Raw genomic sequence first — 25,876 nt, 5'->3', positions numbered from 1 at the left:
AACGCTGTTATGGCTGCCTTGTTCTGCCATGGCGTAAAAACAGGCCGTGCGCGGGTCAAGCTTGGCACTAAGTTATGCTTCGGTGTCGGTATTTAACTGCTGGCGTAACCAGTTGAGAGCATAAACCCGCAGGGCAGAGGCTAGAGAATGGGGCGGTGTACGGGCGGAATCGACTTTGGCAACCAAGGCGGGCAGGGCGAGTTTCTGGCTTTGCGCCACATCTTCAAGCACCTCCCAGAATTCGGGCTCCAGCGCCACGCTAGTGTCATGCCCGGACAGAATGAGGGTGCGTTTCCGTAAATGGGCGCTCATGCCTGTTGGTCCATCAAGCGTGTGGTTGCCCACTGGGCTGCTTCAGCAACAATCGGGTCTGCGTCACTGGTCAGGGTCTGTGCATGGGGCAGAAGGGCGGGTTGTTTGCTGTTCCCTATAGCGATCAGCACATTTCGTATGAAGCGATTACGCCCAATACGTTTGATGGGAGAACCAGAAAACATCTGACGGAAAGCCGCATCATCCAGTTGGCTAAGCGTTGCCAATTCTGGCGCAATCAGATCAGGGCGCGGCTGGAGTTTGATCTGCCGTGAAACTTGGGCAAAGCGGTTCCAGGGGCAAACGGCCAGACAGTCATCGCAACCGTAAATATGAGTGCCAATAGCGGGGCGTAATGCCAGTGGAATAGGGCCTGCATGTTCGATGGTCAGATAGGAAATGCAGCGGCGCGCATCCATTTTATAGGGTTCGGGAAAGGCCTGCGTGGGGCAGGCGGTCAGGCAACGCGTGCAGCTTCCACAACTGCCACCGGAAGGGGGCGAGGGCGGTAAATCGAGCGTCGTGTAGATTTCACCCAGAAAAAGCCAGCTTCCCTGTGTGCGGGACACCAGATTGGTGTGTTTGCCCTGCCAGCCAAGGCCAGCCTGCGCGGCTAAGGGTTTTTCCGCCACAGGGGCCGTATCGACAAAGACTTTAACCTGCGGCGTATCCGTGGCGTGCTGGCTCTGTGCAGACACATTCAGTGCATCCCGGCCTTCTTTGACAACAAATTGGGCCAGATGTTTCAGCATGCCTTTGATCAGGTCATGATAATCACGGTGCCGCGCATAAACAGAAATATTGCCGCACTCTGGCTTACGCAGTGTTGCCAGGGCATCTCCTTCAGGCGTGTAGGAAAGGCCAAGCGCAATGACACTGCGGGCTTCGGGCCATAAGGCCTGTGGGTGCGCGCGTTGGTCGGCCCGGTCAGCCAGCCAGCCCATTTCGCCATGATACCCCTGCACCAGAAAGTCCGTCAGGCGGGTGCGCACTTCTGGCCCCAGATGGGCCGGGCAGAATCCGATAGCGTCAAACCCCAGTGCCAGCGCTTTTTCCCGAATACGGGCGGCCAGTTTTTGACTGCGCGTTTCAGACAGGGCGGGCTGGAGAGGCGGCGTATCAGACATCAGCAATCGCCGGAGGAGTGCATTTGTCGGGCAAAGGCTTTGGAGAAAACAGGCGCAGGGTAAATGATCCTGTGCATTTTTTCAGCCGGCCTAAAGCTGTCGCGTAAGCTCCCATTCTGGGAATGGGGGCGGGAGCGTGTTTATGCGACAGGTGGAATAACCGGTTGAGGCATTTCATCTTCTGTCCAGTCTTCGGCAGCCCATTCAGCGCGCAGGTGTGTGGCCAGAGCAGCAAGGCGGCCTTCAACAATGGCTTCACGAATCTGGCGCATCAGGCGCTGATAATAGGCAATATTATGCCATGTCAGCAGCATGGGGCCGAGTATTTCATTGGCCCGGAACAGATGATGCAGATAGGCGCGGCTGTGGCGTGAACAGGCCAGACAGTCACAATGCGGCGAAATAGGACGCGCATCATTTGCATGGCGGGCGTTCCGAAGGTTCAGGGTGCCGCGTTCTGTATAGGCGCGTGCCGTGCGGCCAGCCCGGGTAGGCATGACACAATCGAACATATCCACACCGCGCATGACGCTGCCCAGCAGATCATCCGGGGTGCCAACGCCCATCAGATAGCGGGGCGCAGTCTGCGGCATAAGCGGCACAGTGGTATCGAGGGTCGCGAACATCAGTTCCTGCCCCTCTCCAACCGCAAGACCACCAATGGCGTAGCCTTCAAACCCGATATCGGTCAGGGCTTTTACGCTTTCTGCACGGAGGTCGGATTCCGTGCCCCCCTGAACAATTCCAAATTGACCATACCCCTCACGCTGCACAAAAGCCTCGCGGGAGCGCGCGGCCCAGCGCATGGAAAGCCGCATGGATTTGGCAATGACGTCAGGGGCGGCAGGCAGAGCCGGACATTCATCAAAACACATGGTGATGGTGGCATCCAGCGCATGCTGAATGTCGGTCGAGCTTTCTGGTGTCAGACGGTGGGCTGACCCATCAATGTGCGATTTGAACGTCACGCCGTCCTGGTCAAGTTTGCGCAACGCCCCCAGCGACATAACCTGAAAGCCGCCAGAATCAGTCAGAATGGGGCCAGACCAGTCCATGAATTTGTGCAGCCCGCCCAACTGGCGCACACGTTCCGCGCCGGGGCGCAGCATCAGGTGATAGGTGTTGCCCAGCACAATACCAGCACCCGTTGACCGCACCGCATCCATGGTCATGGCCTTGACCGTGCCAACGGTACCAACCGGCATGAATGTTGGCGTTGCAACGGGGCCATGGGCTGTATGCAGCATGCCTGCGCGGGCAGCACCATCCGTGCGTTCGCAGGTCCAGTTAAAACGGGTCATGACGATGCTCCAGCCTCACCTGATAGAGGGACGGTGTTCTGATGGGTGCGACGGTGGGCGTCAATGGGGTTGGCGCAACGCAGCAGGCAGGCATCCCCGTAGGAATAGAAACGATAGCCCGACGTGACGGCATGGTTATAGGCGGCGCGCATCCGTTCGGTCCCGGCAAAAGCACTGACCAGCATAAACAATGTTGACCGTGGCAAATGGAAGTTGGTCATAAGCAGATCAACCGCCCTGAATTTGTAGCCGGGCCGGATGAAAATGGATGTTTCCTGATCAAAAGCATGCACATGACCATTTTCATCAGCCGCACTTTCCAGCAGGCGCAGGCTTGTTGTCCCCACAGCAATGATACGCCCTCCAGCCCGTCGTACCGCATTGATGCGGTCAGCTGTCTGCTGGGTAATGATGCCGCGTTCAGCATGCATATGGTGTTTGGAGATATCGTTCTCTCTGACAGGCAGAAAGGTGCCTGCGCCCACATGCAGGGTCAGAGTACAGCGTTCAGCGCCTGTCGCATCGACTGCCTGAAGCAGGGACGGGGTGAAGTGCAATCCGGCGGTGGGGGCTGCCACGGCTCCTTTGTGCTCGGCAAAAATGGTGGCGTAGTCGGTGTCATCCTGCGTGGTAGGGCCATTGGGGCGGTGGATGTAAGGTGGTAGGGCCAGCGCCCCAACATCTTTCAGAAAGGCATCAAATGCAGCCCCTTGCGCTGAAAAACGCAGGATTGCCCCGCCGCCTTCCTCCCGCGCCAGCACGTCCGCTGTGTGGGGGCTACCGGTAAAGGTCAGCGTATCGCCTACGCGCAGGCGGCGGGCATTGCGCACCAGAACATGCCAGCTGGTATCGGGCAGGATACGGTCAAGTGTGATGCCAATGCGGGCTTCCCCCCGCAACGCATGCAGTTGCGCACGGATAACGGCTGTATCGTTTGCGACCAGCAGATCTCCCTGTCGCAACAGTGACGGCAGGTCAGAGACATGCCGGTCATGAAACGCGCCATGCTCTGGTACATCCAGCAGGCGGGCGCTTTCACGCGGGCGGGCGGGTTCCTGCGCAATCAGGCTTTCGGGCAGGTGGAAATCAAAATCTTCGGTGCGGTCGCTCATGGCCGGACGGGTTTACGCAATAGGCGGCTCCCACGCCAGAGAAGAATGGGGTTTTTGGTCGAACCTTGTCAGCCCTGATGCGTCAGGCACACGGCGGCGTATGGAAGGTGGTGGCGATACGGTCTGCAAAATCGCGAATGGGTGGTGCGTCACATCCGGTCTTGATACGCAGGCGTACGACGTTCAGACTAAAGCGTGTTTGTATAAAAACGGGAAGAAAAACCATGTCCTACGCATTGCTTGATGCTGACCGCGTTGCCAAAGCCGCCAAAACGTCTCTGGGCGTTTTACAGGCTACTAACGAGGCATCTGAAGCGCATCAGCGTAAAATCATCATGATTGAACGGATTGAAGCTTTGGCCGCTGCCGCTGCCGAATCTGATGCCGGGAAAGCCATTACCCTGACATCTGAAGAATTCTGGCTGATCAGCCGCAACTGGTAACAAGGAGGAAGCACCATGACGTTTGTTCTCTCAAGCCCGGCATTTACCGAGGGCGCACCCCTGCCGCAGGCGCAGGTGTACAACGGCATGGGGCAAACCGGGCAGAATTTGTCCCCCGCGCTGGAATGGAAGGGGGCTCCGGACGGCACAAAAAGCTTCGTGATTACCGTGTATGACCCGGATGCCCCAACGGGGTCAGGGTGGTGGCACTGGGTTGTTGCGAATATTCCCGCCACGGTTACCGCGCTGCCAGAAGGAGCAGGGTCAGGTAAAGGCGGTCTGCCAGAAGGCGCGCTCCAGATTCGGACTGATTTTGGTGTGCCCGGCTACGGTGGCGCTGCGCCGCCCCCGGGGCCAGTGCACCATTATGTGTTCAAGGTGCACGCGCTTGATGTGCCCAACCTTGAGGTCACGCCTGACTCCAGCCCTGCGCTTGTAGGGTTCATGGTGCATCACCATAGCCTTGGTTCAGCAAGCCTGACGGCAGTTTATGGTGGCAAAGCGCCGTAAACCAAAACAGGTTTTTCTGGCTGAAGAGTGTGGGGTATTTGTCGTTATTAAAAGGGGGAAAGCGTGAAAACGCCTTCCCCTTTTTATTGTCAGGAGGGAGGGGTGAGGGGTGGTTCTGGTGTGTATCGTGCCAGTTCGCTCACAACATCCACCATGGAAAAAGACCCTTCATGTGCCAGAAGGGCATCTTTGCCGCCCACATGATGCGGCATAACCATCAGGGGTGTGCCTTCGTCCATGAATTTGATGCGCAATTCATCCCATTTCGGTGCGACAAAGCGTTTGAAAGCCGCAGCCAGTGCGCATTGATCCACACACCAGTTGGTCGGATTCTGCGGATTATAGGCCGTGTTCAAATAGTCGTTCAGAAAATGGGCAATGGCGGGAATACGGTCAGCTTCCCCAAAGTAAGAAATACCGGCCCCGAAGCCCCATGGTTCGCCCATGACCTGTTTGCCTTCCCGATTATAGGCATACAGTCTGAACCCGTAATCCGCCGATGCTTTCATGTCCTGCCATAGTGACACGAAATCAGATGGGAAGTAGCCGTCGCAATCTGCTGTAATAAGGGGGCAACTGAAGCGAGCTGTAATTTCTGGGAGCATCAGATAACGGATGGCTGTGTAGGTCGCGCCGTCCCGATAGGCCAGAGTACCATGCGCAAAATTGAGCCGCACTCGGGAGTTGTTGGCAACAAGCCATTCAGCCGTTTTCGTCAGAAACGTCAGTTGTTCCATGGTGGGTTGGTCAACGCCAATGCACAACTGAATAAAGCCGGTAGTCGGATTAGCGCGACTGGCCCGGATGAGCGAAAGGATAAGTTTCGGGATGAAGCGGAAATATCCTTTATCACACCCGAACACCAGACAAACTTCGGATGGTAAAACCGTTGCATCGTCTTCCGGACTGAACTGCCACTCCCACTGAGAAACACCAAGACGGTCTGGAACGGAACGGCTGGAGAGCGCAGCGCAGTCTGCTTCACTCAACCAGGAAAAGACGCCACAATTATAATGAATGGGGTGAATGTGGCTTTCAATCGCCAGTTTTCGCGCTGACGCATAATGTGCATCGGCTTCCTTACGCAGGCCCGCCAACCACGCGACGTGCCCCATGTTGACTTCTTCCCAATAGCTTACGCCATTATAATGGGCTTCTGCTGTCAGAAGTTTTAAGCGGTGCGTCATATCGTGCTGGCCGCTCATGTCTTCAAAACGCATGCTGTAGGCTTGCTGTATGTCCTTACCGTCCTGGTCTGACAGAGGAAGGGGAACCATTAACAGGTCAAATAGCCTGTCAAACATGGGCACCTTAGCTTCCTCAAGCGTTTGAGGAAGCAGAAGCAGCGTGTTTTCGCCCTGTGCCAGACGCGCGCGTAGGGTTGCCGTTTTTTCCAGAATATTTGAGTCCGGAAAGCGTGTTGTCAGAGCTTCTGCCAAAAGCTGTGCGGCGCTGTCATGTTGCTGTGCACGCAAGGCAAGAATTGCAGCGAAGTAAATGAAGTCAGGATTTGAGTCCTGCTGCCGCGCACAGGCCAGAAACCCTGTAGCGAGGTCCCAGATTTCAAACAGGGCACATTGGCGGGAAAGATGAAGCAGATAGTCGGTGCGGTGCGGGGCAAAGCTGGCGTTCGCAAGAGTTTCCCGCAGAGTGCCACTATCAGCCCAGGGTGTGGTGACGCTGGATCGTATTTCACCCGCTTGCAAACGCTCGTTCAGTGTTTCCAGCAAGGACGAGAGAGCCCGTGAAGGACACAGCTTATACGTTACACGATCAGGTGCATCTGTATTCCAGAGCGTGACCGTTTCTCCGGATTTTTCAGCATTCAGTGTTCCAATCGACCAATGGCGATCACCAAGATGAAGGTGGTGTTCAGTGCAATGTGCTTTGCCGACCCACTTATCCGCCTCATGCCAACTGCGCGTTGTCAGATCTTTCAGAATGGGAAGTAAGGTTGTCTGAACAGGAATGAATGATTCCCATGTGGCCTGATGATCAACCAACTCTAGAAAGCCATTGCGATCTGAAACAGTGCGATGATTCACTTTCAGCGCAATTGAGTCTGAATTCTCTAATGGCGTTGGCGTGATAAATGCCCCGCAAGGCTCAAGCGTGCCATCATCATGCATGATAACAGGTGAGACTGACCCGGACAGGATATCTGCAAAGGAGGCCGTCTGGAGGTGCCAACCTGTGTATCCTACCAGCCCACCATGCCAGCCAAGAAGAAAAAACGCCATGTCAGAACCTTTTCATGCAATCGGCAAGAGGGAGTGTGAAGTGGTCGGAATATTTACTCAAGTGCCTCAAGCAACGGGGGTAAATACTGATCAAGCTTGACCCGAAGTGGCATCAGATAAACGCTGCCTTTCTGGTTCGAAAGGGTACGCAACACCGTCTGGGCAAAGTGGATATTGGCATCCAGCGTTGGTTCAAAATTTTTGGGAAACACGACATGGTTGGTCGTTTCCCAGTAAGAGCGTGATTTGGGGCCAATAACAGGTGATAGTCCCCAGAACACGGTTTCGTTCTGGAGCCATTCCTGACACAGATCAAACAGCTTCAGATCAAAAACCGGCTGCGTGAAAAAGCCTTCGGCTCCGGCTTCTTTCTTGCGGGCAACATCTTCCAGCTCGCGCCATGGCGCACGCCGATACGGATCGAATGCCGCATAAACCCGTAAGTGCGGGGCTTCCTTTTTATAGCGGCGGATAATGCTTTCGGTGCTGTTGGGGTAAGTGCGATGGGAAAGATCTGCCGGTGGGTCACCATGCACCACCAGAACGTCTTTCAAACCGTCCTGATCAGCACCCGGCAACGTGGCATCCGGAGCAATATCAATGGCCCGGACATGCGGCACGACACTCGGGAAATGAGGACGCACCAGCGCCGCAGCATCCCAGCTTCGTAGGGGAAAGCGCATCAGATCTGGAATATTCAGCGTGTCAGCCGCAGGCAGCAACGTTTTCACACGTGCAACATCATCCAGCAGGGCTTCGTTTGTACGGGGGATGAGTTCAACAGACAGGCGGGATAAGCTCATTCCGGTTTTCCTGTCACCAGAAGGCGGGCGGCGGTCAGGGTGTTCTTGAGCAGGCACGCAATGGTCATGGGGCCAACACCACCTGGAACAGGGGTGATGCGGCCAGCAACCTTCACGGCTTCATCAAATACGACATCCCCAACCAGTTTGGTTTTGCCGTTTTCTAGGGTGACGCGCGTAATGCCGACGTCAATCACGGTGGCACCGGGTTTAATCCAGTCACCATGTACCAGTTCACGAACGCCCGTGGCAACCACGAGAATATCAGCCTGCCGTGCCAGCGCCGCCGTGTCACGCGTATGGATGTGCGCTATGGAGACTGTGCACCCTTCTGCCAGCAACAACAGAGCCAGAGGCTTGCCTACCAGATTGGAGGCACCAATGACCACGGCGTGCTGGCCCCGCATGTCGCCCAACTGGTCTTTCAGAAGCATCAGGCAGCCTAGCGGCGTGCAGGGCACAAGGCTGGGCAGGTCAATGGCCAGACGCCCGGCGTTGATTTCACCGAGACCATCAACGTCTTTTTCCGGGCGAATGGCGTTTGTCACCCGGCGCGCATCAAGCCCGTTTGGCAGGGGAAGCTGAACCAGAATACCGTGAATTTCCGGGTCGTTGTTCAGACGTTCAATCAGGGCCAGAAGTTCGGGTTCAGACGTTGTTTCAGGCAGCATGTGCATGAAAGAGCGCATGCCTGCATGATGCGTCTGAATAGCCTTGTTCCGCACATACACTTCGCTGGCCGGGTCATTCCCTACCAGAATGACTGCCAGACCGGGGGTTACGCCATGTTCGTCATGGAACGTGCGGACATCCTCACGAATTTTGGCGCGCAGGTCCGCGGCAAAACCTTTGCCATCAATCAGGGTGGCGTGATGATCAGAAGGAAAGGGGGTGGATGTGCTCATCGGTCCTGCTGCCAGTCTCATGGGGAAGGGGCGGGCTAAAATTGTTCTGCTGGCATACGCAAAAAATGGGCTCGGGACAATGCTATGGCACGGCTACCCAAGGTTTTAGCCAGTTTCATGGGACCAAAATCAGAAACGATTTGGAAGAAAGGATGCCAGTGACCGGGTAGGGGAATGTAGTGTGTAAACACAGTCAGGCGGTCTGGAGGGCCACCAGGCAGAAGGTGTTGAACTTCGCTTTCTACAAAACCGTCATGATGTCGATGTTGGACAGAACAGGCCATTAGAACGCGTTAATTTTACGCCGTGGCCAGTCAGGTTTCATCCCGTCGATAAGGAGAGAGTTGGTCGAGAGCCAGAGCCTCTTCTGCCATGGCCGCGCGTTCCTGTTCCAGAAAGGCACTGACGCTGGCGCGAAAGGACGGGTTTTCTATCCAGTGGGCGGAATGGGTAAAGCTGGGGCTGTAGCCTCGTTGAATTTTGTGCTCGCCCTGTGCGCCAGCCTCCACCCGTTTCAGGCCGTGCTCAATGGCAAAATCGATGGCGCGATAATAGCAGAGTTCAAAATGTAGAAACGGCCAGTTACCCTCACATCCCCAGTTGCGGCCATAGAGGGTATCGCCACCCAGAAAATTCAGGGCGGCAGCGACGGTTTCCGTGCCATTGCGGGCAACCATCAACACGACCCGGTCGCCCAATCGTTCGGAAAGCATGGGAAAGAAGCTTGGCGTCAGATAAGCGCTGCCCCATTTGCGATCGACCGTGTTGTGATAAAATCTGTAAAAAGCGTCCCAGTCCTGCTGGGAAATGTCACTTCCGCGCAGGGTGTGGAAACTTAAACCCGCCGCATTGGCGTCCCGACGTTCGCGACGCAGGGCTTTGCGCTTGCGGGACGATAAGGCCCCCAGAAAATCCTCAAAACTTTGATAACCCTGATTATGCCAGTGATATTGCAGCCCAAGCCGGGGCAACCAGCCACGGCCGGCCATCAGCGTGCTTTCCTGTTCCTGACAGAAGGTTACATGCGCGGAGGACAGACCGGTATCACCGCAGATTTGTCGAAGGGCATCTGCCAGAACAGCCGCAGACTCTGGAGGGGCAGTGGGGTGAATCAGCAGGCGCGGGCCAGATGCCGGGGTAAACGGCACGGCGATTTGTAATTTGGGGTAATATTGGCCGCCAGCGGCTTCAAAAGCCCGGGCCCAGCCTTGGTCAAAAACATACTCGCCCCACGAATGACCCTTCAGATACGCAGGGCAGACGGCCGCCAATGTGCCATCCGGGGCGTGGAGGCTGACATGCCGTGGCATCCAGCCCGTGCGGCGGCAGACAGAGCCACTGTCTTCCAGCGCGGATAGAAAAGCATGACTGACAAAAGGATTGTCTGCTCCTGCACAGGAATCCCATGCAGAAGCCGTTAGAGAGTGAATGCCGTCATGGAGAGAAACAGACCAGTCGGGCATTGTAACTCCTTTTACTCAGTCGATTTCAAACAGCCCTTCCACTTCAACCGGCGCATCCAGCGGCAGGGAAGGGACGCCCACGGTAGAACGGGCATGGCGGCCAGCATCACCAAAAACATCTACGGCCAGATCAGACGCGCCGTTCATGACAGCAGCATGGCTGGTGAAGTCAGGGGTGCAGGCAATAAAGCCCCCCAGACGTACCACCCGTTTCACACGGCTTAGGTCACCAACGGCAGCTTTAACCTGTGCGATGACGTTGATCATGCTGTAACGGGCGGCTTCAACCGCTGTTTCAACAGACACAGCGTCTCCCAGCTTACCGGTGGCAAACAGTTTGCCATCAGCCAGCGGCAACTGACCGGACACAACCAGCAGGTTGCCAGTCTGCACAGTGGCAACGTAATTGGCAACCGGGGCGGCGGGGGTTGGCAGGGTAATGTTCAGCGCGGCAAGACGGGCTTCGGGGGTCGTGCTCATGTTTACTCTCCGTTCAAGATGACAGGCCTGCTGGCTCCGATCTGGCGGGAGCCACAGTCGGCTGTATTAGCTGACAACCAACCGCAGGCTTCCACGTTTGCGGGGGGTAGGGTCGCTCTCATCGCCAGGGAAATCAAGCGGCAGAAGCGGGTCGGGGTCACCCTGCATGTCCTGATGCGGGCCGTCAGGCAGCTTTTTATCCAGATAAGCCTCTGAAAGTGCCCGGAATGCGTAGTCCAGCATGGATGTCGCATAGGTGGCGACAGGGTCGCCCTCTACCGTGCCGGATGGCCCGAAGCAGGAATAGGCAAAGCTGCTCACATATTCCTCAAGCGGTGCGCCATATTGCAGGCCAATGCTGACGGCCTCGCCAAAGCTTTCCATCAGGCCTTTGACCATGGCGCTTTCACGCGTTGGGGTCAGGGACAATTCACCCAATGTGCCATCTTCATATTCCCCCGTACGCAGGAACAGGCGGTGGCCGCCAATGGCCGTTTTTTGTGTAAACCCACCATGGCGCTGGGGTAGCGCACGCCGCATGCCGCGTTCAAGTTTGCGGCGCATTGGCTGGGCTGCCGGGTCAGGCCGGGCGGGCATGCGGTCAATAAAGCCTGTCAACGCCCGGTACATGGCCATATGGGCTGTAGAGCCGGGCAGCGGCAGAACATCTTCGCCCGCCAGTGCTGCCGCCAGTGCCGTTTCTGTTGTAAAGTCACGCGCGTGCAGGCGGTGCTGCGTGCTTGCGGCCAGACGCCCATCCGGCCGCAGAAGCGAAAAGACAGGGGCCAGACCACAGGCTTCAACGCCCAGTAGACCATCCACTGGGCCGGAAGTTGAAAATCCTGTTTCAATCAGGTCAAGCGGGTTTTCTGTTTCAACCGCCGCATCATTCCAGACGGCGCGCAGCGTTTCGCTTAATCCGGGCAGCACTGTACGCACAGGCGGCAGGGGCAGGGTTTCCGGCCCACAGCCTGAATGGGCTGTCAGGGTTGCCAGCGTGGCAATGGCGCAGGCTGCCGCCCGTCCATCTTCGCTATCATAATCAAGACCGACTCCGGCCAGACAAGCATCCAGATTGGTCAGCAGAATATCGCCCGCAATGCGCGGGGGCATCGACTGCGTTTCCTGACCTGTTATGGCAGAAGCCGTCACCGTGTCCTGTTGCGGGGCGAACAGATCGGGCAGGGGTAATTCGCCATTCCGCTGGTCTGCCGTGGTGTTTGCAGCATTGCGCAAAACACCGGCCAGCAGCCGCAGCGCCGCGACAAAGGTTTCTGCGGCAAAGCCTTCACCGGGTGTGACAAAAGCCGCAAGATTCACAACAAAGCCCGGTGCGCGGTCGAACGCGCAGGCCCAGACGGCTTCTGTCGGGGCGGCCTGACGGGTCAGCAGCAACCATGTCAGGGAGCGTGCTGTTGCATCATCCTGTGTCAGGGCGTCCACCCACCGTGCCGTCGCGTGGGACAGGGTAATGGCGTCTGTACCGGGGATGAGTTGGGCCAGCGCAGCGGCTGCGTCTGCATCCCACTCAGCGGGCAGCGTGACGGAGCGGAGGGGTGCGTCCGGGTCTGCTGCGGCTTCGAGTGTGCTCATGAGCACACCGTTCCAATGGCGTCTGGCTCTTGTCATGGTGGCTACTTTACGCCGCGTGCCAGGGGCGATGTAACCCGGTTGAAGGCCCTGCAACACTATACAGACCCCGGTATAACGAGGATATGGGGGATAACTTTTTTCCAATCGAGCGCAGTTGATCGAAAAGCCTGTCAAAAGGCGTGGACCACCCCGCGCGTGCGGTCTTATCATCCCGCTTATGGCAAATCTCGGAACACGACTGTACACCCGCCGCAAAGGGCGCCTGATTGGCAAGGATGCACAAGGGCGCTGCTATTACGAATCGACAGGGCCAGCCCGTCGGGGCGGTGGGCTTGATCGGCCAGAACGCTGGGTGATCTACCTGAAAGGGGAAGACCCATCAGCCGTGCCGCCAGAATGGTGGGGCTGGTTGCACCATACGCTTGATGCGCCCATTCCGCAGGAAGAGCGCAAGCCATGGCAGCTTCCTTATCAGCCAAACATGACGGGTACAGCCCAAAGCTACAGGCCATCCGGCAGCGCCTACAGCACCGGCCAACGCCCTAAGGCAACAGGGGATTATGAATCCTGGACGCCTGATGCGTGATCTCTGACGTATTCCCTGCTAAGGGAAGGGGAAGAGAAAAGAGAGCACAGGATTCATGGCTTTGGTAACAGCAGGTACCTCACGGCGCACATCACTTGAACTTATCACGGGTGTGGTGGTTCTGATTGCCCTCGCCCTTATGCTTGTGGCCGCCATTGTGGGGGAAGGCCGCAAGACTGACAGCACCGGGTACCCCCTGCACGCCAGTTTTTCCCATATTGATGGGTTGGGTGTGGGTTCCGACGTGCGTCTGGCCGGTGTTACGGTGGGGCAGGTGGTCAGTGAACGGGTTGACCCTGCAACCTTCAAAGCTGAAGTGACCTTCACCGTGCGGCCGGATATAAAACTGCCGACCGACAGCGCTGCCATCATCACCAGCGATAGTCTGCTGGGTGGTAAATATATTGCGTTGTCTCCGGGTGGGGATGACAGCAACCTGAAAGCTGATGCCACCGTGAACCAGACTCAAGGCTCAATCAGTCTGGAACAGTTGCTGAGCAAATTCATTTTCTCAGTCACGGATACGCTGACCCGCGCCAACAAGGATGCCGCCAAGGATAAACCGGCAGGTGCGGCAGACACAGGCAAGGGCGACCTACCCTGATGGCAACGCCCATAATCTGGCCACAGAATGATGGTCAGCCTGTCTCCTGCGTAGAGAAACTGAAAATGCTGGAAGAAAACTGGCAGGAAGTTCAGGACGTTCTCCGCGATGCGTTTGAGGATGCGATCTTGATGGGTGTGAGCGAACAGGTAATGCGTGATCGGCTGGCCGAACTGGTGGCGGGTCTTGTTTCTCCCCACCAAGGGCGCGACGCATGAGAAGTGTTCGTTTGCGGTCTATCGCCATACTTGCCAGCGCTCTGACGGTTGCTATGGGTGGCATGGGTATTTCGGCTGCTCATGCGGTTGGGACTCCACTGGCTCCGCCCGCCATTTATCCTGCCAACACATGGCAGGGCAAAGGCACGGCTGTTGTGCGTGTGCTCGACCGGTTGGATGCGCATGTGGATGTGATTGCAATTCCTGTTGGAACGACAGCGCATTACAAGAGTTTAGACATTACAGCGGGCCGTTGTCTGGAGCGGCCCAAAACATTATCTCCGGATGCCGCAGGGTGGCTGGAACTGCATGACACGCACCCGGATGGGGCCGTATTCAAAGGCTGGATGCTGGCCGCCGAACCCGGTTTGGGCGTGTTTGAAAGTGCGGTTTATGATGTGCGGATGGTGCGGTGTGAAGGCAATGATGTGGCACCAGCAGCCCCACCACTGCCAACACCGGCTGTGCCTGTGCTGACACAACCCGCAGCGCCGCCATCGCCACCTGCAGGTGGTGATGGTATGGGGGGGGATGCAGCACCACAGGGGCCAGCCCCGGCAGGTAAAAGCACACCACCAGCCAGCCCTGAATATGGGGGGGAATACTGAGGATACAGCCACGACGTGCGGTGTATCCTCAGGAATGCAGGGCCTGCCTTGTTCCCTAGGGTGGTTGCCCCCTGTTACCGGCTCCGGCATCGTTTGGAAGCAGGTTTTCATCACATGCCATGGGGTGTGATGCAGCCTGCATAACGCAAGGCGAGGTGCTCGTGGTCCGTACTCTTTCTGATAGTGAAGTCCATCAAAAGGCTCAGATTCCGTCACTGGCGCAGGCCGCTTTCCTTCTGGATTTTGACGGAACCCTTGTTGATATCGCACCCAGCCCGGAAGCCGTGGTTGTGCCAGAAGGGCTGGCTGATACCCTACGGCACCTGCGTGCAGCCTGTGGCGATGCGCTAGCTGTTATTTCAGGTCGCCCCATTGACCAGATAGACCATTTTCTGGGCGATATTCCCTTTGCTGTTGCGGGTGAGCACGGCATAGCGGTGCGACACCGCCCTGGTGGCCCCATTGAGCGCGCAGCCCTGCCCACAGTTCCCTTTCATTGGCTTGAGGAAGCGCGTGCGCTGGTTGCCTCATGGCCCGGCACGCGGCTGGAACACAAGCAGGCTGGTTTTGTGCTGCATTATCGTGCCGCGCCGGAAGCGGGAAACGCCATACGGGAAGCCGCCGAAAGCTGGATGCGTGATGCGGACGGTGCCTTTCATCTTCAGGCTGCAAAAATGGCGTGGGAAATTCGGCCAACCGGCATTGATAAAGGCTATGCGGTCTCGCTGTTGATGGAAACGGTTCCCTTTGCCGGGCGCAAACCCGTTTTTGTGGGGGATGACGTGACGGATGAAGACGGCATTAAAACAGCCGTCAGACTGGGGGGGATTGGCTTGCGTATTCCCGCTGATTTCCCAACGCCGGCGGCTTTCAGGACATGGCTTGCGTCTCTGGTGGCTGGTATCGGGACGGAGGGCTGAAAATGGGACGTCTTGTTGTTGTATCCAACCGTGTCCCTGCAGCCCGCGACCGGCAGCAGCCCGCCGGGGGCCTAGCTGTTGCCTTACGTGACGCCCTGAGCGAAGGGCAATGTCTGTGGTTTGGCTGGTCTGGCCAGCAAATACCGGAAGAGGACAAAGCCGAGCGCGAAGTCAGTATTGATAAGGTGGACAATGTTACCTACGCCACCATTGATCTGACCCATAGCGAGTTTGATGGCTTCTATCAGAAATACTCCAACGGTATTCTCTGGCCGCTTTGCCACTATCGCGCAGGTTTAATGAGCTATACCCGCGCCGACCGCGAGGTCTATCTGGATGTAAACCAGCTTTTTGCTGAAAAACTTCTTCCGCTGCTGCAACCGGGTGATCTGATCTGGATTCATGATTACCATTTATTCCCGCTGGGGCAGGCGCTGCGTGATTTGGGCGTTACGTCTCCAATCGGGTTTTTCCTGCATATTCCGTTCCCGCCCTGGAGTTTGATGAAGGCGCTGCCCGGTGCGGAGCGACTGATGCGGAATATGCACGCCTATGATGTGATCGGCCTGCAAACCGAGGACGACGCCCGCAATATGAACGACGGGTTTTCCGTCTGCGGCGTAGAAGCACGCGCACAGGTCTTCCCGATTGGTATCGACCCCGAAAGCTTTGCCGAACAGGCCAGAGACGGTCTGGAGCATGCAGAAGTGCTGCGGTTGCAGGAAAGTTTGCGCGGCAAACCCTTTATTATCGGTGTTGACCGGCTTGATTATTCCAAAGGTCTGCCAGAGCGGTTCAAGGGATATGAAGCTTTTTTGAAGCGGTACCCCGAACATAAGGGCAAGGTCGTTTATCTTCAGATTACTCCGGTCTCACGCGGGCAGGTCGAAGAATACCGGCTTCTGAAAGAGGAGCTTGATGAAGCCGCAGGCCGTATCAACGGCATGTATGGAGACTTTGACTGGACGCCGATCCGTTATCTGACAAAGCCGGTACCGCGTGAATTGCTGGCAGGGTTTTACAGGCTGGCCGATGCGGCCCTTGTCACCCCGCTGCGCGATGGCATGAATCTGGTAGCCAAGGAATATGTGGCCGCGCAGGACGGTAAAGACCCCGGCGTGCTGATTCTGTCGCATTTTGCTGGTGCCGCGCCTGAAATGGAAGATGCGTTGCTGGTCAACCCACATGATGCGGATGAAATAGCCGACGCCTTGCACAAAGCCCTCACTATGGCGCAATCTGAGCGGTGTGACCGGTGGAACCGTTTGCAGCCCGATGTCTGGCGTGTGACAGCGGGAAGCTGGGCACGTGATTTTATTGGCATGTTGGCGGCAAAGGTGAAACGCGCGTGAAAGCTGCGCTGGTTAATCGGAAAATGGGGCTGTTTCTGGCTTTGGCAGGCATTTTGGCGCTTGCTGTGGCGTGGTGGGTGGAACATGTTCTGCACATCATGCCGTGCGAACTCTGCTTGGTAGAGCGGTGGCCGTGGCGCATCCTTATTCTGATTGGCGTTGTTGATATTCTTTTGCCGGGTGCGGCTGGTGGGCCGGTTCTCTGGTTGGCTGTCCCGGTTCTGTTGACTTCTATCGGGTTGGCGGCCTGTCACGTTGGGGTGGAATGGCAGTGGTGGCCCAGCCCTTTGCCGGGGTGCCATGCGCCGCACATCAGTGGTCATACAATGGCCGAACGACTGGCCTCCATGCCGCTTCTGCCCTCCAAACCTTGTGATGCCCCAACGTATCTTATCCCTGATCTGCCTATTTCCATGAGCATGATGGGTGGATTATATGCCGCGGGTATTCTGGTGGCTTTCTGTGTCTGGAAATATCGTGTGGCACACACGGCCCGTCGTATTTTTTACTAAGTTAGAGAGGCAGCATCGCAAAGAGTTAGAAGACAGACTTTTCTGACTCTTTGCTTCATAGGACATTTTGAAAGATATTTTATTTTCCAAAATATTTTATGAAGGACTGTCAGCTTTTTTCATCATGAGTGTTGTGAGACCAGCCAGGCGGGAGCTCGACCGTGCGCCGAGTTCCTGAATATCCGCGTAAGAAAACCAGCGGGCATCAGCGGCGTCATCCCCTGCAATCGGGGGTGGGCAGGGTGTATTGTTATCTATCGTGCAGCGCACAACAATAATCACATAGTGAAAGGCCAAAGTGCCTTCGGGTGTGTGGTGAAGGCTGTCGAACACATCAACAACGCTACACGCCGTGGCACATATTCCGGTTTCTTCAGTCAGTTCTCGCTCGGCGGCCTGAAAAAGTGTTTCGCCAGCTTCGACCCGCCCGCCGGGAAAACCCCATAACCCTGCATCCGGGGCATTGGCGCGTTGAACAAGCAGAAAGTCAGACCCGTGCTGAACGGCGGCCAGAACGCCAACGCGGGGCATGAAGGATGTAGGCTGTGTCATACCTTAAAAAATGCAGCGATTTTCTGATTACGGTCAAGTGTTCGAGGGTTTTTAAGTCTGGTATCTGTTTCCATATGCGGGAATGGCAGCATCCCGCCTTTCCAATGCAACCTGTGACGGCTGTATTTCTTAAATTTGATAGAATGGCTGTGGCATGTTTGTATGGTGCAGCCTGTTTTGTTTTGGTTCATCGTCAGGAAGGAGACCTCGAGGAATGACAGCAGATATGCTTACCATCCCCGGCATTGCCAAACCGGCTTCACGTATTGCGCTGGGCACATGGGCCATTGGCGGGTCAATGTGGGGTGGCCCCGATGACGAAAACGCGGCAAGAACGATTGATAAAGCCCTTGATCTGGGCATTAATGTTATTGATACCGCTCCGGTTTACGGGTTTGGCCATTCAGAAGAAATCATTGGCCGAGCGCTTGAAGGCAAACGCGGGCGCGTTATTCTGGCAACAAAGGTGGCGCTGAACTGGCAGGACGGAAAAGTGTTCCGTGACAGTCGCCCCGCCCGAATTGAGCAGGAAATAGAGGATTCACTGCGTCGGCTACGCACCGACCATATTGACCTGTATCAGGTTCATTGGCCTGACCCGAAAACACCGATTGAAGATACGGCACGCGCCCTCGAAAAACTGGTCAAAGCCGGTAAGGTGGGAGCTCTGGGTGTCAGTAACTTCTCCACCGCACAGATGGAGGAGTTTCGGAAGTTTGCCCCGCTGGCGACAATTCAGCCGCCTTACAACCTGTTTGAGCGCGAGATTGAAAAAGATGTTCTGCCCTATGCCGTGCAGAATAATCTTGTTGTGCTGGCTTATGGGCCTTTATGCCGGGGGTTACTGTCTGGCCGCATGACGGCAGACCGTAAATTTGGCGGGGATGATCTGCGAAACAGTGACCCCAAATTTCAGCAGCCGCGTTTCGGGCAGTATCTTCAGGCCGTTGAGGACCTGAAAGCCATTGCGGACAAGCACGGTAAAAGCATGCTGGCACTGGCTATTCGCTGGGTGTTGGACCGTGGGCCTACTATCGCCCTGTGGGGGGCCAGAAAGCCCGAGCAGATCAGCGGGGTGGATGACGCATTTGGCTGGACGCTGGATGACGCAGATATGAAAGCCATAGATGCCATTCTGACCCGTGACATCACAGACCCTGTGGGGCCTGAATTCATGGCGCCCCCTGCGCGTGACTGACTGATGACCAGAAGGGAGCTTTATGGCTCCCTTTTTGGGTGTGTGCCGCAGCCTTGTTGTGCCCGCAGGGCAGCAGACCGGGCTTTTCCGTTGACTCTGCTGCGGCCTTTTTCGCAAGCTGGCACACCATGAAAGAGCCGCAACCCCTTGTTGATCTGTCAGGCGAGCCGGGAACCGTTTTTCAGTTTCCACGGCAGCAGATTCTTACCAGACGGCAGGCAGCAGACTATCTTGGTATTTCTGAAAAACGATTGCAAATTCTGTTTTTTCTGCGGGAAGGTCCGGCATCTGTTAGACAAGGTGGCATCAGTCACTATCGCAAGGATGATCTGGATACCTATGCGGCCACCCTGTTTGCTGACGCCGGTTTGTCGGATGATGAACTGACGCGGCACCGGACACAGCGTGCCGCAAACGGCTTTGTTGGTATTGATCGTTTCATGGATATGGCGAGCCGTGATGACGTGTCACGGGCGTATGCCTTCTATGGTGGGCGTATTGCCATTGTGGTGGGGATGATTGTGATTGTGTTGTCACACACCCCGTTGTCGCGCCTGTTGTTTCATATGCAATAAAAGCTGCTTTTCAGCGGTATAACACTCTCTGTCCTCTTGCAGGCTGCTGTACTGTGCCCCATCTTGCACAGCATGGCCACACACTCCGCATCCCGCTCCGCCACGTCTGCTGCGCGGGGAACCAAACGGTCCTCCCTAAGTGAAAAAGCAGCGGCTTTGCCGCCTGTGCTGTTCAAGCCCGAAAAGCAGGCGGCGCGCCCCAAGCTGAAACGGATGGAAGTGGTTTCAGACTATGAACCCGCCGGGGATCAGCCACAGGCCATCAAGGAACTTGTGCAGGGGGTAGAGGCAAACGAACGGGATCAGGTGCTGCTGGGGGTCACGGGGTCGGGTAAAACCTTTACCATGGCCAAAATGATTGAGGCCACACAGAAACCGACACTTATTCTGGCCCCCAACAAAACATTGGCTGCCCAGCTTTATGGGGAAATGAAGCAGTTTTTCCCTCATAATGCTGTGGAATATTTTGTCAGTTACTATGACTACTATCAGCCAGAAGCCTATGTGCCCCGGTCTGATACCTATATTGAAAAAGACAGCCAGATTAACGAACAGATTGACCGGATGCGCCATGCGGCAACGCAGGCGCTGCTGGAACGCAACGATGTGATTATTGTGGCGTCTGTGTCCTGCATTTACGGTATTGGCTCGGTTGAAACCTATTCCCGCATGGTGGTGAAGCTGGAATTGGGCGGTGAAATTGACCGTGACCGGCTGGTGCGTGGTCTGGTTGAACTGCAATACCGCCGGAACGATGCCGCCTTTGCCCGTGGCACGTTCCGTGTGCGCGGGGAAACCATAGATGTGTTTCCCGTGCAGAACGAAGATAGAGCCTGGCGTATTTCCCTGTTTGGCGATGAAATTGACGGTATTATTGAATTTGACCCGCTAACAGGCGAAAAAACGGCTGATTTGCAGGAAGTAACCATTTACGCCAACAGCCATTACGTCACGCCACGGCCAACGCTGAATCAGGCCATAAAAGGGATCAAGCAGGAACTGCGCGAACAGCTTGACCGCTTTACCCAGCAGGGCAAATTGCTGGAAGCCGAACGCCTTGACCAACGCACCACGTTTGATCTGGAAATGCTGGAAACAACTGGTGTGTGCAAAGGGATTGAAAATTACTCCCGTTATCTGTCCGGGCGTGCGCCGGGTGACCCGCCGCCCACATTGTTTGAATATCTGCCAGAAGACGCGCTGCTGATTGTGGATGAAAGCCATGTGACGGTGCCACAGATTGGCGGCATGGAACGGGGCGATAATGCCCGTAAGTCGACATTGGCTGAATTCGGGTTCCGGTTGCCCTCCTGTCTGGACAACAGGCCGCTTAATTTTGCGGAATGGGATAAGTTTCGCCCCCAGACCGTTTTTGTCAGCGCGACCCCCGGACCGTGGGAAATGGAACGGACCGAGGGCGTGTTTGCCGAACAGGTGATCCGCCCCACCGGCCTGATTGATCCGGTGACTGATATTCGCCCGGTCGAGCATCAGGTGGATGATCTGCTGGCCGAATGCCGTCTGACCATAGCCAAGGGTGGCCGCGTTCTGGTGACAACGCTGACCAAACGCATGGCGGAAGATCTGACCGATTATCTGAATGAAGCCGGTATTCGCGTGCGGTATCTGCATTCCGATGTGGATACGCTAGAGCGGATTGAAATTATCCGTGACCTGCGCGTGGGCGCGTTTGACGTGCTGATTGGCATCAATCTTCTGCGTGAGGGATTGGATATTCCGGAATGTTCACTGGTGGCTATTCTGGATGCCGATAAGGAAGGGTTTTTGCGGTCTCGCACGTCGCTGATTCAGACCATTGGGCGTGCCGCCCGTAACGTCGAAGGCCGCGTGCTGCTTTATGCTGATAAAATGACAGACTCCCTGCGCTATGCCATTGAAGAAACAGCCCGCCGCAGGGAAAAGCAGATGGCGTGGAACGAAGCCCACGGCATTACGCCACAAAGCGTACGTAAAAATATCAGCACCATTGTCTCGTCCGTCTTTGAACAGGATTACGTGACCATCGCGCCGGATGAAGACACAGGCGTGACAGAATTTGTGGGTCAGGATCTGGATGCGGCTATCAGCGGTCTTGAAAAGCGTATGCGGGAAGCCGCAGCCAACCTTGAATTTGAAACTGCGGCCCGACTGCGTGATGAAATCAAACGGCTGGAAGCCGTGCAACTGGGGCTAGAACCCCCACCGGCCCCGATATCGACCGCAGGGCAGAAATCAGGCGGTCGGCGCAAAAAACAGGATCAGGTGCCCCGGCCGCTGGGGCCGGGTGGGGGTGGTTACGACCCAAAACCCAAAAAAGGCCGTGGCCGTAGTCGGAGTTAGGGCTTGGCAGAGGCCGTGGTGGGGGAGGCTGCCCGGGCCTCCGCCAGCCAGCTTTTCACCAGCGTATAGGTGACGGAAAGAATAACGGGCCCAACAAAAATACCGACAAGCCCGAATGCCGACAGGCCACCAATCACGCCCAGCATGATCAGAATAAGCGGTACGTTGGCCTGCTTTCTGATCAGATAAGGGCGCAGCACGTTATCAATCACGATTGTCAAAATGGTAACGGCTAACAGAATAGTGGCGTTGAGCGGGCTTTGGAAAATATACATCCATAAAACTGCGGGGATAAGTGTCACACCCGGTCCGGCCTGAAGCAGGCAGGCAATAAACGTAATGGCAATCAGAACACTGGCCCACGGAACACCGGTAACTTTCATGCCCAATCCGCCCACTGCGGTTTCAACCAGTGCGGTTACCGTTACACCCACAGCAACCCCGCGAATGGTGCGGCCTGCCAGCATAACCATGTCCTTGCCGCGCTGTCCGGCCAAAGCATTTCCGAAATCCAGCACGAGTGCAGATGCTGCTTCTCCCTTCATGTGCAGCACGGCCATGATGATAAGCGTGAGTAAAAACTGAAGGGCCAGCATGCTGAAACCGCCAAGATAATTCAGTACCCAGCGGATAATGTGCCCTGTGTCTGGCACCATGTTGTCAACCAGCTGTGGCACACGGGTATTTTCAAATCTCTGCCACAGGGATGTCAGTTTTGGGCCAACCAGCGGCAGGTGGGCCAGCCAGTCGGGTTCTGCTGGCAGGCGAAACTTCATGACGGTTTCACCAAACTGCATCAGGTCAGCCGAATGGGTCATGACCGTGGTTGTCGCCAGCCAGAAGGGCAAGACAAACACGATCAAAGCAATCAGGGTTGTGACAGAAACGGCCAGCCCCCGGCTGCCCCACAGCAGTTTTTGAATACGCAGCAGCAGGGGCCATGTGGTTATGCCTATGGTCACGGCCCAGATGGTGGCGGGCAGAAAAGGCCGTACCACCCACAGGGAAAACAGAATCATCACACCCGCCATCATGGCGGATAAAACAGCGCGGGATTCTCGGGCTGTAGAAGGGGATGGTGTCATGCGCCAGCCAGTTTAAGGAAAAAGGGTAAAGACAAGCTGCGTATCACGGCAACACGCCTTGCAGAAGAGAGCGGCTGTGTGGTGGGCGCAGATGGCAGATCCATGCTCCATCATGCGGTCTCTCACCCGTTGCCTGATGGGTGGGAGTTCTGTAACCCGTGTGGGGTTAGAAATGGCGCGTGTGTCATGCCGGGCAAGGTGGATCATCATCGCGCAATGTTTGGAAAAGAGACAGCATGACACAGCAGCCTGAAACCGTATCTTCCGCAAAATCCGCCAAGCGGCCACTGCGATTCTGGCTTCTGTGTGGGGGTGCTGGTGTTTGTGGTGTTGCGGCTGCATCAGTTGTTGTGGGGTGGATGACAGTCAGCCATGTTAATTTTGGCCCGTTTGTGGGGCGGCGGGCGACAGCCATGCTGGGCCGCGACGTATCTGTTGAAAGCCTGTCTGTGACACCCGGCCGTTGGCTGAAGCTGGATCTTGGCGGGGTAAAAGTTGCCAATATTCCAGGCGGTAGCAAACCGGATATGGTCGATGTGGGTCATCTGAGTGTCGAAATCAAACTTTCTACACTTCTGCATGGTCCCATGCTTGTGCGCCATGTGACGGGTAGCGACATTCATGTTCTGGTAGAGCGTACACCAGACCGCCACCCCAACTGGCGCTTCAAAACCAAGGATATACCGGGGGAGGCATCCGCCAAACCGCACGAGCCCGCAGCAGATATTACATCGCCTGATCAGGTTGTCCCGGATGACCGCAGCAGCTACCCCACGGTGCTGGATGTGCAGATGCACAACAGTGATGTTACGTACCGCACTGCACATGGGTCAGAGTTCCGATCAACCCTGAACACGATTACGCTGAACACAAAGGACGCCAGTTCCCCGGTGTCCTTTACGGTGGACGGGGCTTATAACGGCCAACCTGTGCAGCTTGACGCCACGCTTCAGCCATTTGACGCGCTGCGGCAGACGCATAAACCTTACGGCATGGTGGTGAAGGGGCAGTCAGGGGATTTCAAATTCACGTTTGATGGTACCGCAACCGACCCGCTGAATGCGGATGGCCTGTCTGGCGCAGTGACAGCAGAAACGCCAACATCGCATCCGTTAATGACGATTGCCGGGATGGATCTGCCGCAGGATATCCCGCTGCATATGGAAGGCCAGTTTACCCACGCCGGTAATTTCTGGGCCGTGACCCAAGGCAAGGGCGTTGTAAAAAACAACAGCATGACAATTACGCAGGCATCCCTGATGGAAGGGGAGCGCGGCAAGCCGGATCAGGTCAAAGCGGATGTGGCTTTTGACCAACTGAATGTGAACAGCTTTCTGGGTAAGGATGGTGCATCCAACCCCTCAGGCGCAGATATGGTGCTGGATGTCAGCAGCAACCCCGACCCGCTGATTGACGCCAAGCTGTCGGCTAAAGGGGTGACCTATAACGTCTACCATTTCTCAGACGCCAGTTTGTCAGCATCCGTTACACCGGGGCTTATGGCGGTCAGAAATCTGTCCCTGGCTTATCTGGGGGCTACGCTAAAGGCGTCGGGTAAAATTGCCGCGGCGGAGAAAGGGAATGCCCGTGTACAGGGCGACGTGGCCCTGGCCAAAGTTGATATTGACAGGTTTCGTCGGGCATTGGGATTCAAACCCGTCCCTTTGCTGGGGCAGGTTGATATGCAAATGACGGCCAGTGCAACTCAGCACACCCTGAACGCAGCAGTGCAGAAAGCTGATATTGCTGCCGCTGTGGCCATGACCAGCGGTGCGTTGGACAAAAAGATTATTCAGGCGGCATCAGCCGATATCAGCATGCTGTTTAACAAACCCAAAGGCGCTACTGACGTGTCATGCCTGCTGGGCGTTGTCAGTTCGCATGGTGGGGTAGGGCAGGCATTGCCCATGCGGATCAAGACAGCAGATGGCACATTATCCGCCAATGCCCGTTTTGACCTGAACCGCCGCTGGTTTGATCTGATTTTTAGCACGCAGGGAAAAACAACAGGCCGTTTCGCGCTGGATATTCCGGTCAGGGTCAGTGGCAGCTTCAGTAACCCCAGTATCAGCCTTGCCAAATGGTCAGCCGATGGCCGCGCCATGCTGGCGCAAAGTGAACGGTTGAATACGCTGCCTGCCGGTGTGAAGCAGTTTGCCCAGCGCAATGCCTGCTACAGGGCCATTGCGCCATAAAGGCAAAAATCAGGGCGTAAATGACGGAGGGTGTCTGCCATTATTTGTTGTGAATGAGGAACAGAGCTGCCCAGAGTCTTGTTCCGGCTGCACTTCCCTTCTACCGTGGTCATGACGACGACAAGTTCCTATCTGGACGAAACGCATGACCACGTCAGAGACTACAGTGCAGCCAGACTATGCGGCGTTGGCTGCCGCGCCAGTCAGCACCGATCCTTTTCCGCATGTTCTGGTGCCGAATTTCATTCGGAAGGATGATCTGCCCAGACTGTTTGCCGCCATGCCGGATATTCAGGCAGGCGGGTCTTTCCCTCCCGCATCTCTGACGCTGTCGCCTTTGGTGCAGTCTCTGGTTGATGCCATGGAAGGCCCAAAGCTGCGGCAGATGATAGCGGATAAGCTGGGTCTTGATCTTGACCATGCACCATCCATGCTGACAATCCGTGGCCGCACGCGGGAAAAAGATGGTCGGATTCATACGGACTCGCTGGCAAAGCGCGTTACCATTCTGCTGTATCTGAACCCGGCGGGCGAGACGTGGGAAAAGCAGGAAGGCTGCCTGCGCCTACTGCGTGGTCCGCATGATATTGAAGATTACGCCAAGGAAGTGCCGCCGGTTGACGGCACATTGCTGATTTTCCCCAACGGTCCCACCACATGGCATGGTCACCGCCAGTTTGTGGGGCAGCGTTATACCATTCAGTTGAATTATATGACGGAAGATGCCCGCGCACGGTCTGAATTGCGTCGGCATCAGTTGTCCGCTGTAGCCAAGAAACTGGCTATTCCAGGTTTTGGGGGCTGAACGCCCCGGTTTGCCCTTTCTTTCAAACGCTGCGCAG

The 25,876-nt window shown here is 56.2% G+C and carries 28 protein-coding genes; 14 read left to right on the top strand and 14 right to left on the bottom strand.

From position 1 onward, the window contains the following. Positions 1–72 precede the first annotated feature (72 nt). From Abin_RS00470 to Abin_RS00450, 5 genes are all read right to left on the bottom strand, one after another. Positions 73–312 (bottom strand): ribbon-helix-helix domain-containing protein, encoded by a 240-nt coding sequence (locus Abin_RS00470; RefSeq protein ID WP_048844405.1) that lies wholly within the window; start codon positions 310–312, stop codon positions 73–75. Then, entirely contained in the window at positions 309–1,439 is a 1,131-nt protein-coding gene (gene queG / locus Abin_RS00465) for a tRNA epoxyqueuosine(34) reductase QueG (protein ID WP_048844404.1), read from the bottom strand. The genes Abin_RS00470 and queG overlap by 4 nt, the downstream gene beginning before the upstream one ends. A 140-nt stretch (positions 1,440–1,579) precedes the next feature. Then, positions 1,580–2,740 carry a tRNA guanosine(34) transglycosylase Tgt gene (tgt, locus tag Abin_RS00460; RefSeq protein WP_048844403.1) on the bottom strand — a complete coding sequence of 387 codons (1,161 nt, stop codon included), beginning with the start codon at positions 2,738–2,740 and terminating at the stop codon, positions 1,580–1,582. After that, entirely contained in the window at positions 2,737–3,852 is a 1,116-nt protein-coding gene (gene queA / locus Abin_RS00455) for a tRNA preQ1(34) S-adenosylmethionine ribosyltransferase-isomerase QueA (protein WP_048844402.1), read from the bottom strand. Before queA ends, tgt begins: the two co-directional genes overlap by 4 nt. Before the next feature lie 82 nt (positions 3,853–3,934). Next, positions 3,935–4,078, bottom strand: coding sequence for a hypothetical protein (locus Abin_RS00450; RefSeq protein WP_158319870.1), 144 nt, complete (start codon positions 4,076–4,078; stop codon positions 3,935–3,937). On the opposite strand from Abin_RS00450, the gene Abin_RS00445 reads away from it, so the two are divergent. Further along, positions 4,077–4,295 (top strand): hypothetical protein, encoded by a 219-nt coding sequence (locus Abin_RS00445; RefSeq protein WP_048844400.1) that lies wholly within the window; start codon positions 4,077–4,079, stop codon positions 4,293–4,295. The genes Abin_RS00450 and Abin_RS00445 overlap by 2 nt on opposite strands. Before the next feature lie 15 nt (positions 4,296–4,310). Further along, a complete protein-coding gene (locus tag Abin_RS00440) occupies positions 4,311–4,805 on the top strand; it encodes a kinase inhibitor (RefSeq protein ID WP_048844399.1) in 495 nt (164 codons plus the stop codon). Between the two features lie 89 nt (positions 4,806–4,894). On the opposite strand, the gene Abin_RS00435 is transcribed toward Abin_RS00440, so the two are convergent. The 6 genes from Abin_RS00435 to Abin_RS00410 all read right to left on the bottom strand — a co-directional run bounded on the left by Abin_RS00435 (position 4,895) and on the right by Abin_RS00410 (position 12,325). Further along, positions 4,895–7,045 (bottom strand): hypothetical protein, encoded by a 2,151-nt coding sequence (locus Abin_RS00435; RefSeq protein WP_048844398.1) that lies wholly within the window; start codon positions 7,043–7,045, stop codon positions 4,895–4,897. Positions 7,046–7,098: 53 nt separating this feature from the next. Next, a complete protein-coding gene (locus Abin_RS00430) occupies positions 7,099–7,848 on the bottom strand; it encodes a methylenetetrahydrofolate reductase (RefSeq protein ID WP_048844397.1) in 750 nt (249 codons plus the stop codon). Further along, the gene (folD, locus tag Abin_RS00425) at positions 7,845–8,753 is read right to left on the bottom strand and encodes a bifunctional methylenetetrahydrofolate dehydrogenase/methenyltetrahydrofolate cyclohydrolase FolD (protein ID WP_048844396.1); all 909 of its coding nucleotides are present in this window, start codon (positions 8,751–8,753) and stop codon (positions 7,845–7,847) included. Before folD ends, Abin_RS00430 begins: the two co-directional genes overlap by 4 nt. A 314-nt stretch (positions 8,754–9,067) precedes the next feature. Next, positions 9,068–10,216 carry a GNAT family N-acetyltransferase gene (locus Abin_RS00420; protein WP_048844395.1) on the bottom strand — a complete coding sequence of 383 codons (1,149 nt, stop codon included), beginning with the start codon at positions 10,214–10,216 and terminating at the stop codon, positions 9,068–9,070. Between the two features lie 15 nt (positions 10,217–10,231). After that, positions 10,232–10,696: a RidA family protein gene (locus Abin_RS00415; RefSeq protein ID WP_048844394.1), complete on the bottom strand. Its 465-nt coding sequence runs from the start codon at positions 10,694–10,696 to the stop codon at positions 10,232–10,234. Between the two features lie 66 nt (positions 10,697–10,762). After that, positions 10,763–12,325, bottom strand: a complete 1,563-nt coding sequence (locus Abin_RS00410) for a TSCPD domain-containing protein (protein WP_048844465.1) — start codon at positions 12,323–12,325, stop codon at positions 10,763–10,765. A gap of 181 nt (positions 12,326–12,506) precedes the next feature. Here Abin_RS00410 and Abin_RS00405 point away from each other — a divergent pair, with 181 nt between their 5' ends. The 7 genes from Abin_RS00405 (at position 12,507) to Abin_RS00375 (ending at position 17,089) form a co-directional block, all read left to right on the top strand. After that, the gene (locus Abin_RS00405; protein WP_048844464.1) at positions 12,507–12,875 is read left to right on the top strand and encodes an NADH:ubiquinone oxidoreductase subunit NDUFA12; all 369 of its coding nucleotides are present in this window, start codon (positions 12,507–12,509) and stop codon (positions 12,873–12,875) included. Positions 12,876–12,930: 55 nt separating this feature from the next. Next, positions 12,931–13,479, top strand: a complete 549-nt coding sequence (gene mlaD / locus Abin_RS00400; protein ID WP_048844393.1) for an outer membrane lipid asymmetry maintenance protein MlaD — start codon at positions 12,931–12,933, stop codon at positions 13,477–13,479. Continuing rightward, positions 13,479–13,697 carry a hypothetical protein gene (locus Abin_RS00395; protein ID WP_048844392.1) on the top strand — a complete coding sequence of 73 codons (219 nt, stop codon included), beginning with the start codon at positions 13,479–13,481 and terminating at the stop codon, positions 13,695–13,697. The genes mlaD and Abin_RS00395 overlap by 1 nt, the downstream gene beginning before the upstream one ends. Further along, complete coding sequence (locus Abin_RS00390) at positions 13,694–14,305, top strand: DUF2155 domain-containing protein (protein ID WP_255319321.1); 612 nt, start codon at positions 13,694–13,696, stop codon at positions 14,303–14,305. Before Abin_RS00395 ends, Abin_RS00390 begins: the two co-directional genes overlap by 4 nt. A 161-nt stretch (positions 14,306–14,466) precedes the next feature. Next, positions 14,467–15,225 carry a trehalose-phosphatase gene (gene otsB, locus Abin_RS00385; protein ID WP_048844462.1) on the top strand — a complete coding sequence of 253 codons (759 nt, stop codon included), beginning with the start codon at positions 14,467–14,469 and terminating at the stop codon, positions 15,223–15,225. Positions 15,226–15,227: 2 nt separating this feature from the next. Next, a complete protein-coding gene (locus tag Abin_RS00380; RefSeq protein WP_048844391.1) occupies positions 15,228–16,577 on the top strand; it encodes an alpha,alpha-trehalose-phosphate synthase (UDP-forming) in 1,350 nt (449 codons plus the stop codon). Then, positions 16,574–17,089, top strand: coding sequence for a disulfide bond formation protein B (locus Abin_RS00375; RefSeq protein WP_174766856.1), 516 nt, complete (start codon positions 16,574–16,576; stop codon positions 17,087–17,089). Before Abin_RS00380 ends, Abin_RS00375 begins: the two co-directional genes overlap by 4 nt. 96 nt (positions 17,090–17,185) lie before the next feature. Here Abin_RS00375 and Abin_RS00370 read toward each other — a convergent pair whose 3' ends face one another. Next, a complete protein-coding gene (locus Abin_RS00370; protein ID WP_052948137.1) occupies positions 17,186–17,641 on the bottom strand; it encodes an NUDIX hydrolase in 456 nt (151 codons plus the stop codon). A 214-nt stretch (positions 17,642–17,855) separates the two neighbouring features. Between Abin_RS00370 and Abin_RS00365 the strand changes: the two genes are divergently transcribed. The 3 genes from Abin_RS00365 (at position 17,856) to uvrB (ending at position 21,754) form a co-directional block, all read left to right on the top strand. Continuing rightward, positions 17,856–18,839 carry an aldo/keto reductase gene (locus Abin_RS00365; protein ID WP_048844390.1) on the top strand — a complete coding sequence of 328 codons (984 nt, stop codon included), beginning with the start codon at positions 17,856–17,858 and terminating at the stop codon, positions 18,837–18,839. A 128-nt stretch (positions 18,840–18,967) separates the two neighbouring features. Next, positions 18,968–19,414 carry a hypothetical protein gene (locus tag Abin_RS00360; protein ID WP_048844459.1) on the top strand — a complete coding sequence of 149 codons (447 nt, stop codon included), beginning with the start codon at positions 18,968–18,970 and terminating at the stop codon, positions 19,412–19,414. Between the two features lie 72 nt (positions 19,415–19,486). After that, a complete protein-coding gene (gene uvrB, locus Abin_RS00355; protein WP_048844389.1) occupies positions 19,487–21,754 on the top strand; it encodes an excinuclease ABC subunit UvrB in 2,268 nt (755 codons plus the stop codon). On the opposite strand, the gene Abin_RS00350 is transcribed toward uvrB, so the two are convergent. Both Abin_RS00350 and Abin_RS00345 read right to left on the bottom strand, forming a co-directional pair. Beyond that, a complete protein-coding gene (locus tag Abin_RS00350; RefSeq protein WP_048844388.1) occupies positions 21,751–22,839 on the bottom strand; it encodes an AI-2E family transporter in 1,089 nt (362 codons plus the stop codon). The two genes, uvrB and Abin_RS00350, sit on opposite strands and share 4 nt — an antisense overlap. Before the next feature lie 12 nt (positions 22,840–22,851). Then, entirely contained in the window at positions 22,852–23,049 is a 198-nt protein-coding gene (locus Abin_RS00345) for a hypothetical protein (protein WP_146867655.1), read from the bottom strand. 26 nt (positions 23,050–23,075) lie between these two features. On the opposite strand from Abin_RS00345, the gene Abin_RS00340 reads away from it, so the two are divergent. Together Abin_RS00340 and Abin_RS00335 are read left to right on the top strand one after the other, a co-directional pair. Continuing rightward, on the top strand, positions 23,076–25,034 hold the full coding sequence (locus Abin_RS00340) for an AsmA family protein (RefSeq protein ID WP_048844387.1): 1,959 nt from the start codon (positions 23,076–23,078) through the stop codon (positions 25,032–25,034). Between the two features lie 145 nt (positions 25,035–25,179). Then, positions 25,180–25,839: a 2OG-Fe(II) oxygenase family protein gene (locus tag Abin_RS00335; protein ID WP_048844386.1), complete on the top strand. Its 660-nt coding sequence runs from the start codon at positions 25,180–25,182 to the stop codon at positions 25,837–25,839. The last annotated feature ends 37 nt before the right edge of the window (positions 25,840–25,876 follow it).

It is taken from the genome of Acetobacter indonesiensis (assembly GCF_000963945.1).
Lineage (GTDB): Bacteria > Pseudomonadota > Alphaproteobacteria > Acetobacterales > Acetobacteraceae > Acetobacter > Acetobacter indonesiensis.
The sequence above is the reverse complement of the archived record's forward strand: the minus strand, read 5'-3'. Positions and strand labels throughout refer to the sequence as shown.

Excerpts from the sequence above, each read along its gene's own strand:
- Abin_RS00335 (WP_048844386.1), top strand. The coding sequence starts at position 25,180 with ATGACCACGTCAGAGACTACAGTGCAGCCAGACTATGCGGCGTTGGCT.
- Abin_RS00345 (WP_146867655.1), bottom strand. The coding sequence starts at position 23,049 with ATGATGATCCACCTTGCCCGGCATGACACACGCGCCATTTCTAACCCC.
- Abin_RS00450 (WP_158319870.1), bottom strand. The coding sequence starts at position 4,078 with ATGGTTTTTCTTCCCGTTTTTATACAAACACGCTTTAGTCTGAACGTC.
- queA (WP_048844402.1), bottom strand. The coding sequence starts at position 3,852 with ATGAGCGACCGCACCGAAGATTTTGATTTCCACCTGCCCGAAAGCCTG.
- Abin_RS00365 (WP_048844390.1), top strand. The coding sequence starts at position 17,856 with ATGACAGCAGATATGCTTACCATCCCCGGCATTGCCAAACCGGCTTCA.
- Abin_RS00390 (WP_255319321.1), top strand. The coding sequence starts at position 13,694 with ATGAGAAGTGTTCGTTTGCGGTCTATCGCCATACTTGCCAGCGCTCTG.
- Abin_RS00360 (WP_048844459.1), top strand. The coding sequence starts at position 18,968 with ATGAAAGAGCCGCAACCCCTTGTTGATCTGTCAGGCGAGCCGGGAACC.
- mlaD (WP_048844393.1), top strand. The coding sequence starts at position 12,931 with ATGGCTTTGGTAACAGCAGGTACCTCACGGCGCACATCACTTGAACTT.
- Abin_RS00440 (WP_048844399.1), top strand. The coding sequence starts at position 4,311 with ATGACGTTTGTTCTCTCAAGCCCGGCATTTACCGAGGGCGCACCCCTG.
- Abin_RS00410 (WP_048844465.1), bottom strand. The coding sequence starts at position 12,325 with ATGACAAGAGCCAGACGCCATTGGAACGGTGTGCTCATGAGCACACTC.
- Abin_RS00420 (WP_048844395.1), bottom strand. The coding sequence starts at position 10,216 with ATGCCCGACTGGTCTGTTTCTCTCCATGACGGCATTCACTCTCTAACG.
- Abin_RS00395 (WP_048844392.1), top strand. The coding sequence starts at position 13,479 with ATGGCAACGCCCATAATCTGGCCACAGAATGATGGTCAGCCTGTCTCC.
- Abin_RS00380 (WP_048844391.1), top strand. The coding sequence starts at position 15,228 with ATGGGACGTCTTGTTGTTGTATCCAACCGTGTCCCTGCAGCCCGCGAC.
- uvrB (WP_048844389.1), top strand. The coding sequence starts at position 19,487 with ATGGCCACACACTCCGCATCCCGCTCCGCCACGTCTGCTGCGCGGGGA.
- Abin_RS00445 (WP_048844400.1), top strand. The coding sequence starts at position 4,077 with ATGTCCTACGCATTGCTTGATGCTGACCGCGTTGCCAAAGCCGCCAAA.
- queG (WP_048844404.1), bottom strand. The coding sequence starts at position 1,439 with ATGTCTGATACGCCGCCTCTCCAGCCCGCCCTGTCTGAAACGCGCAGT.
- Abin_RS00430 (WP_048844397.1), bottom strand. The coding sequence starts at position 7,848 with ATGAGCTTATCCCGCCTGTCTGTTGAACTCATCCCCCGTACAAACGAA.
- folD (WP_048844396.1), bottom strand. The coding sequence starts at position 8,753 with ATGAGCACATCCACCCCCTTTCCTTCTGATCATCACGCCACCCTGATT.
- Abin_RS00350 (WP_048844388.1), bottom strand. The coding sequence starts at position 22,839 with ATGACACCATCCCCTTCTACAGCCCGAGAATCCCGCGCTGTTTTATCC.
- Abin_RS00470 (WP_048844405.1), bottom strand. The coding sequence starts at position 312 with ATGAGCGCCCATTTACGGAAACGCACCCTCATTCTGTCCGGGCATGAC.
- Abin_RS00415 (WP_048844394.1), bottom strand. The coding sequence starts at position 10,696 with ATGAGCACGACCCCCGAAGCCCGTCTTGCCGCGCTGAACATTACCCTG.
- Abin_RS00435 (WP_048844398.1), bottom strand. The coding sequence starts at position 7,045 with ATGGCGTTTTTTCTTCTTGGCTGGCATGGTGGGCTGGTAGGATACACA.
- tgt (WP_048844403.1), bottom strand. The coding sequence starts at position 2,740 with ATGACCCGTTTTAACTGGACCTGCGAACGCACGGATGGTGCTGCCCGC.
- Abin_RS00405 (WP_048844464.1), top strand. The coding sequence starts at position 12,507 with ATGGCAAATCTCGGAACACGACTGTACACCCGCCGCAAAGGGCGCCTG.
- Abin_RS00340 (WP_048844387.1), top strand. The coding sequence starts at position 23,076 with ATGACACAGCAGCCTGAAACCGTATCTTCCGCAAAATCCGCCAAGCGG.
- Abin_RS00370 (WP_052948137.1), bottom strand. The coding sequence starts at position 17,641 with ATGACACAGCCTACATCCTTCATGCCCCGCGTTGGCGTTCTGGCCGCC.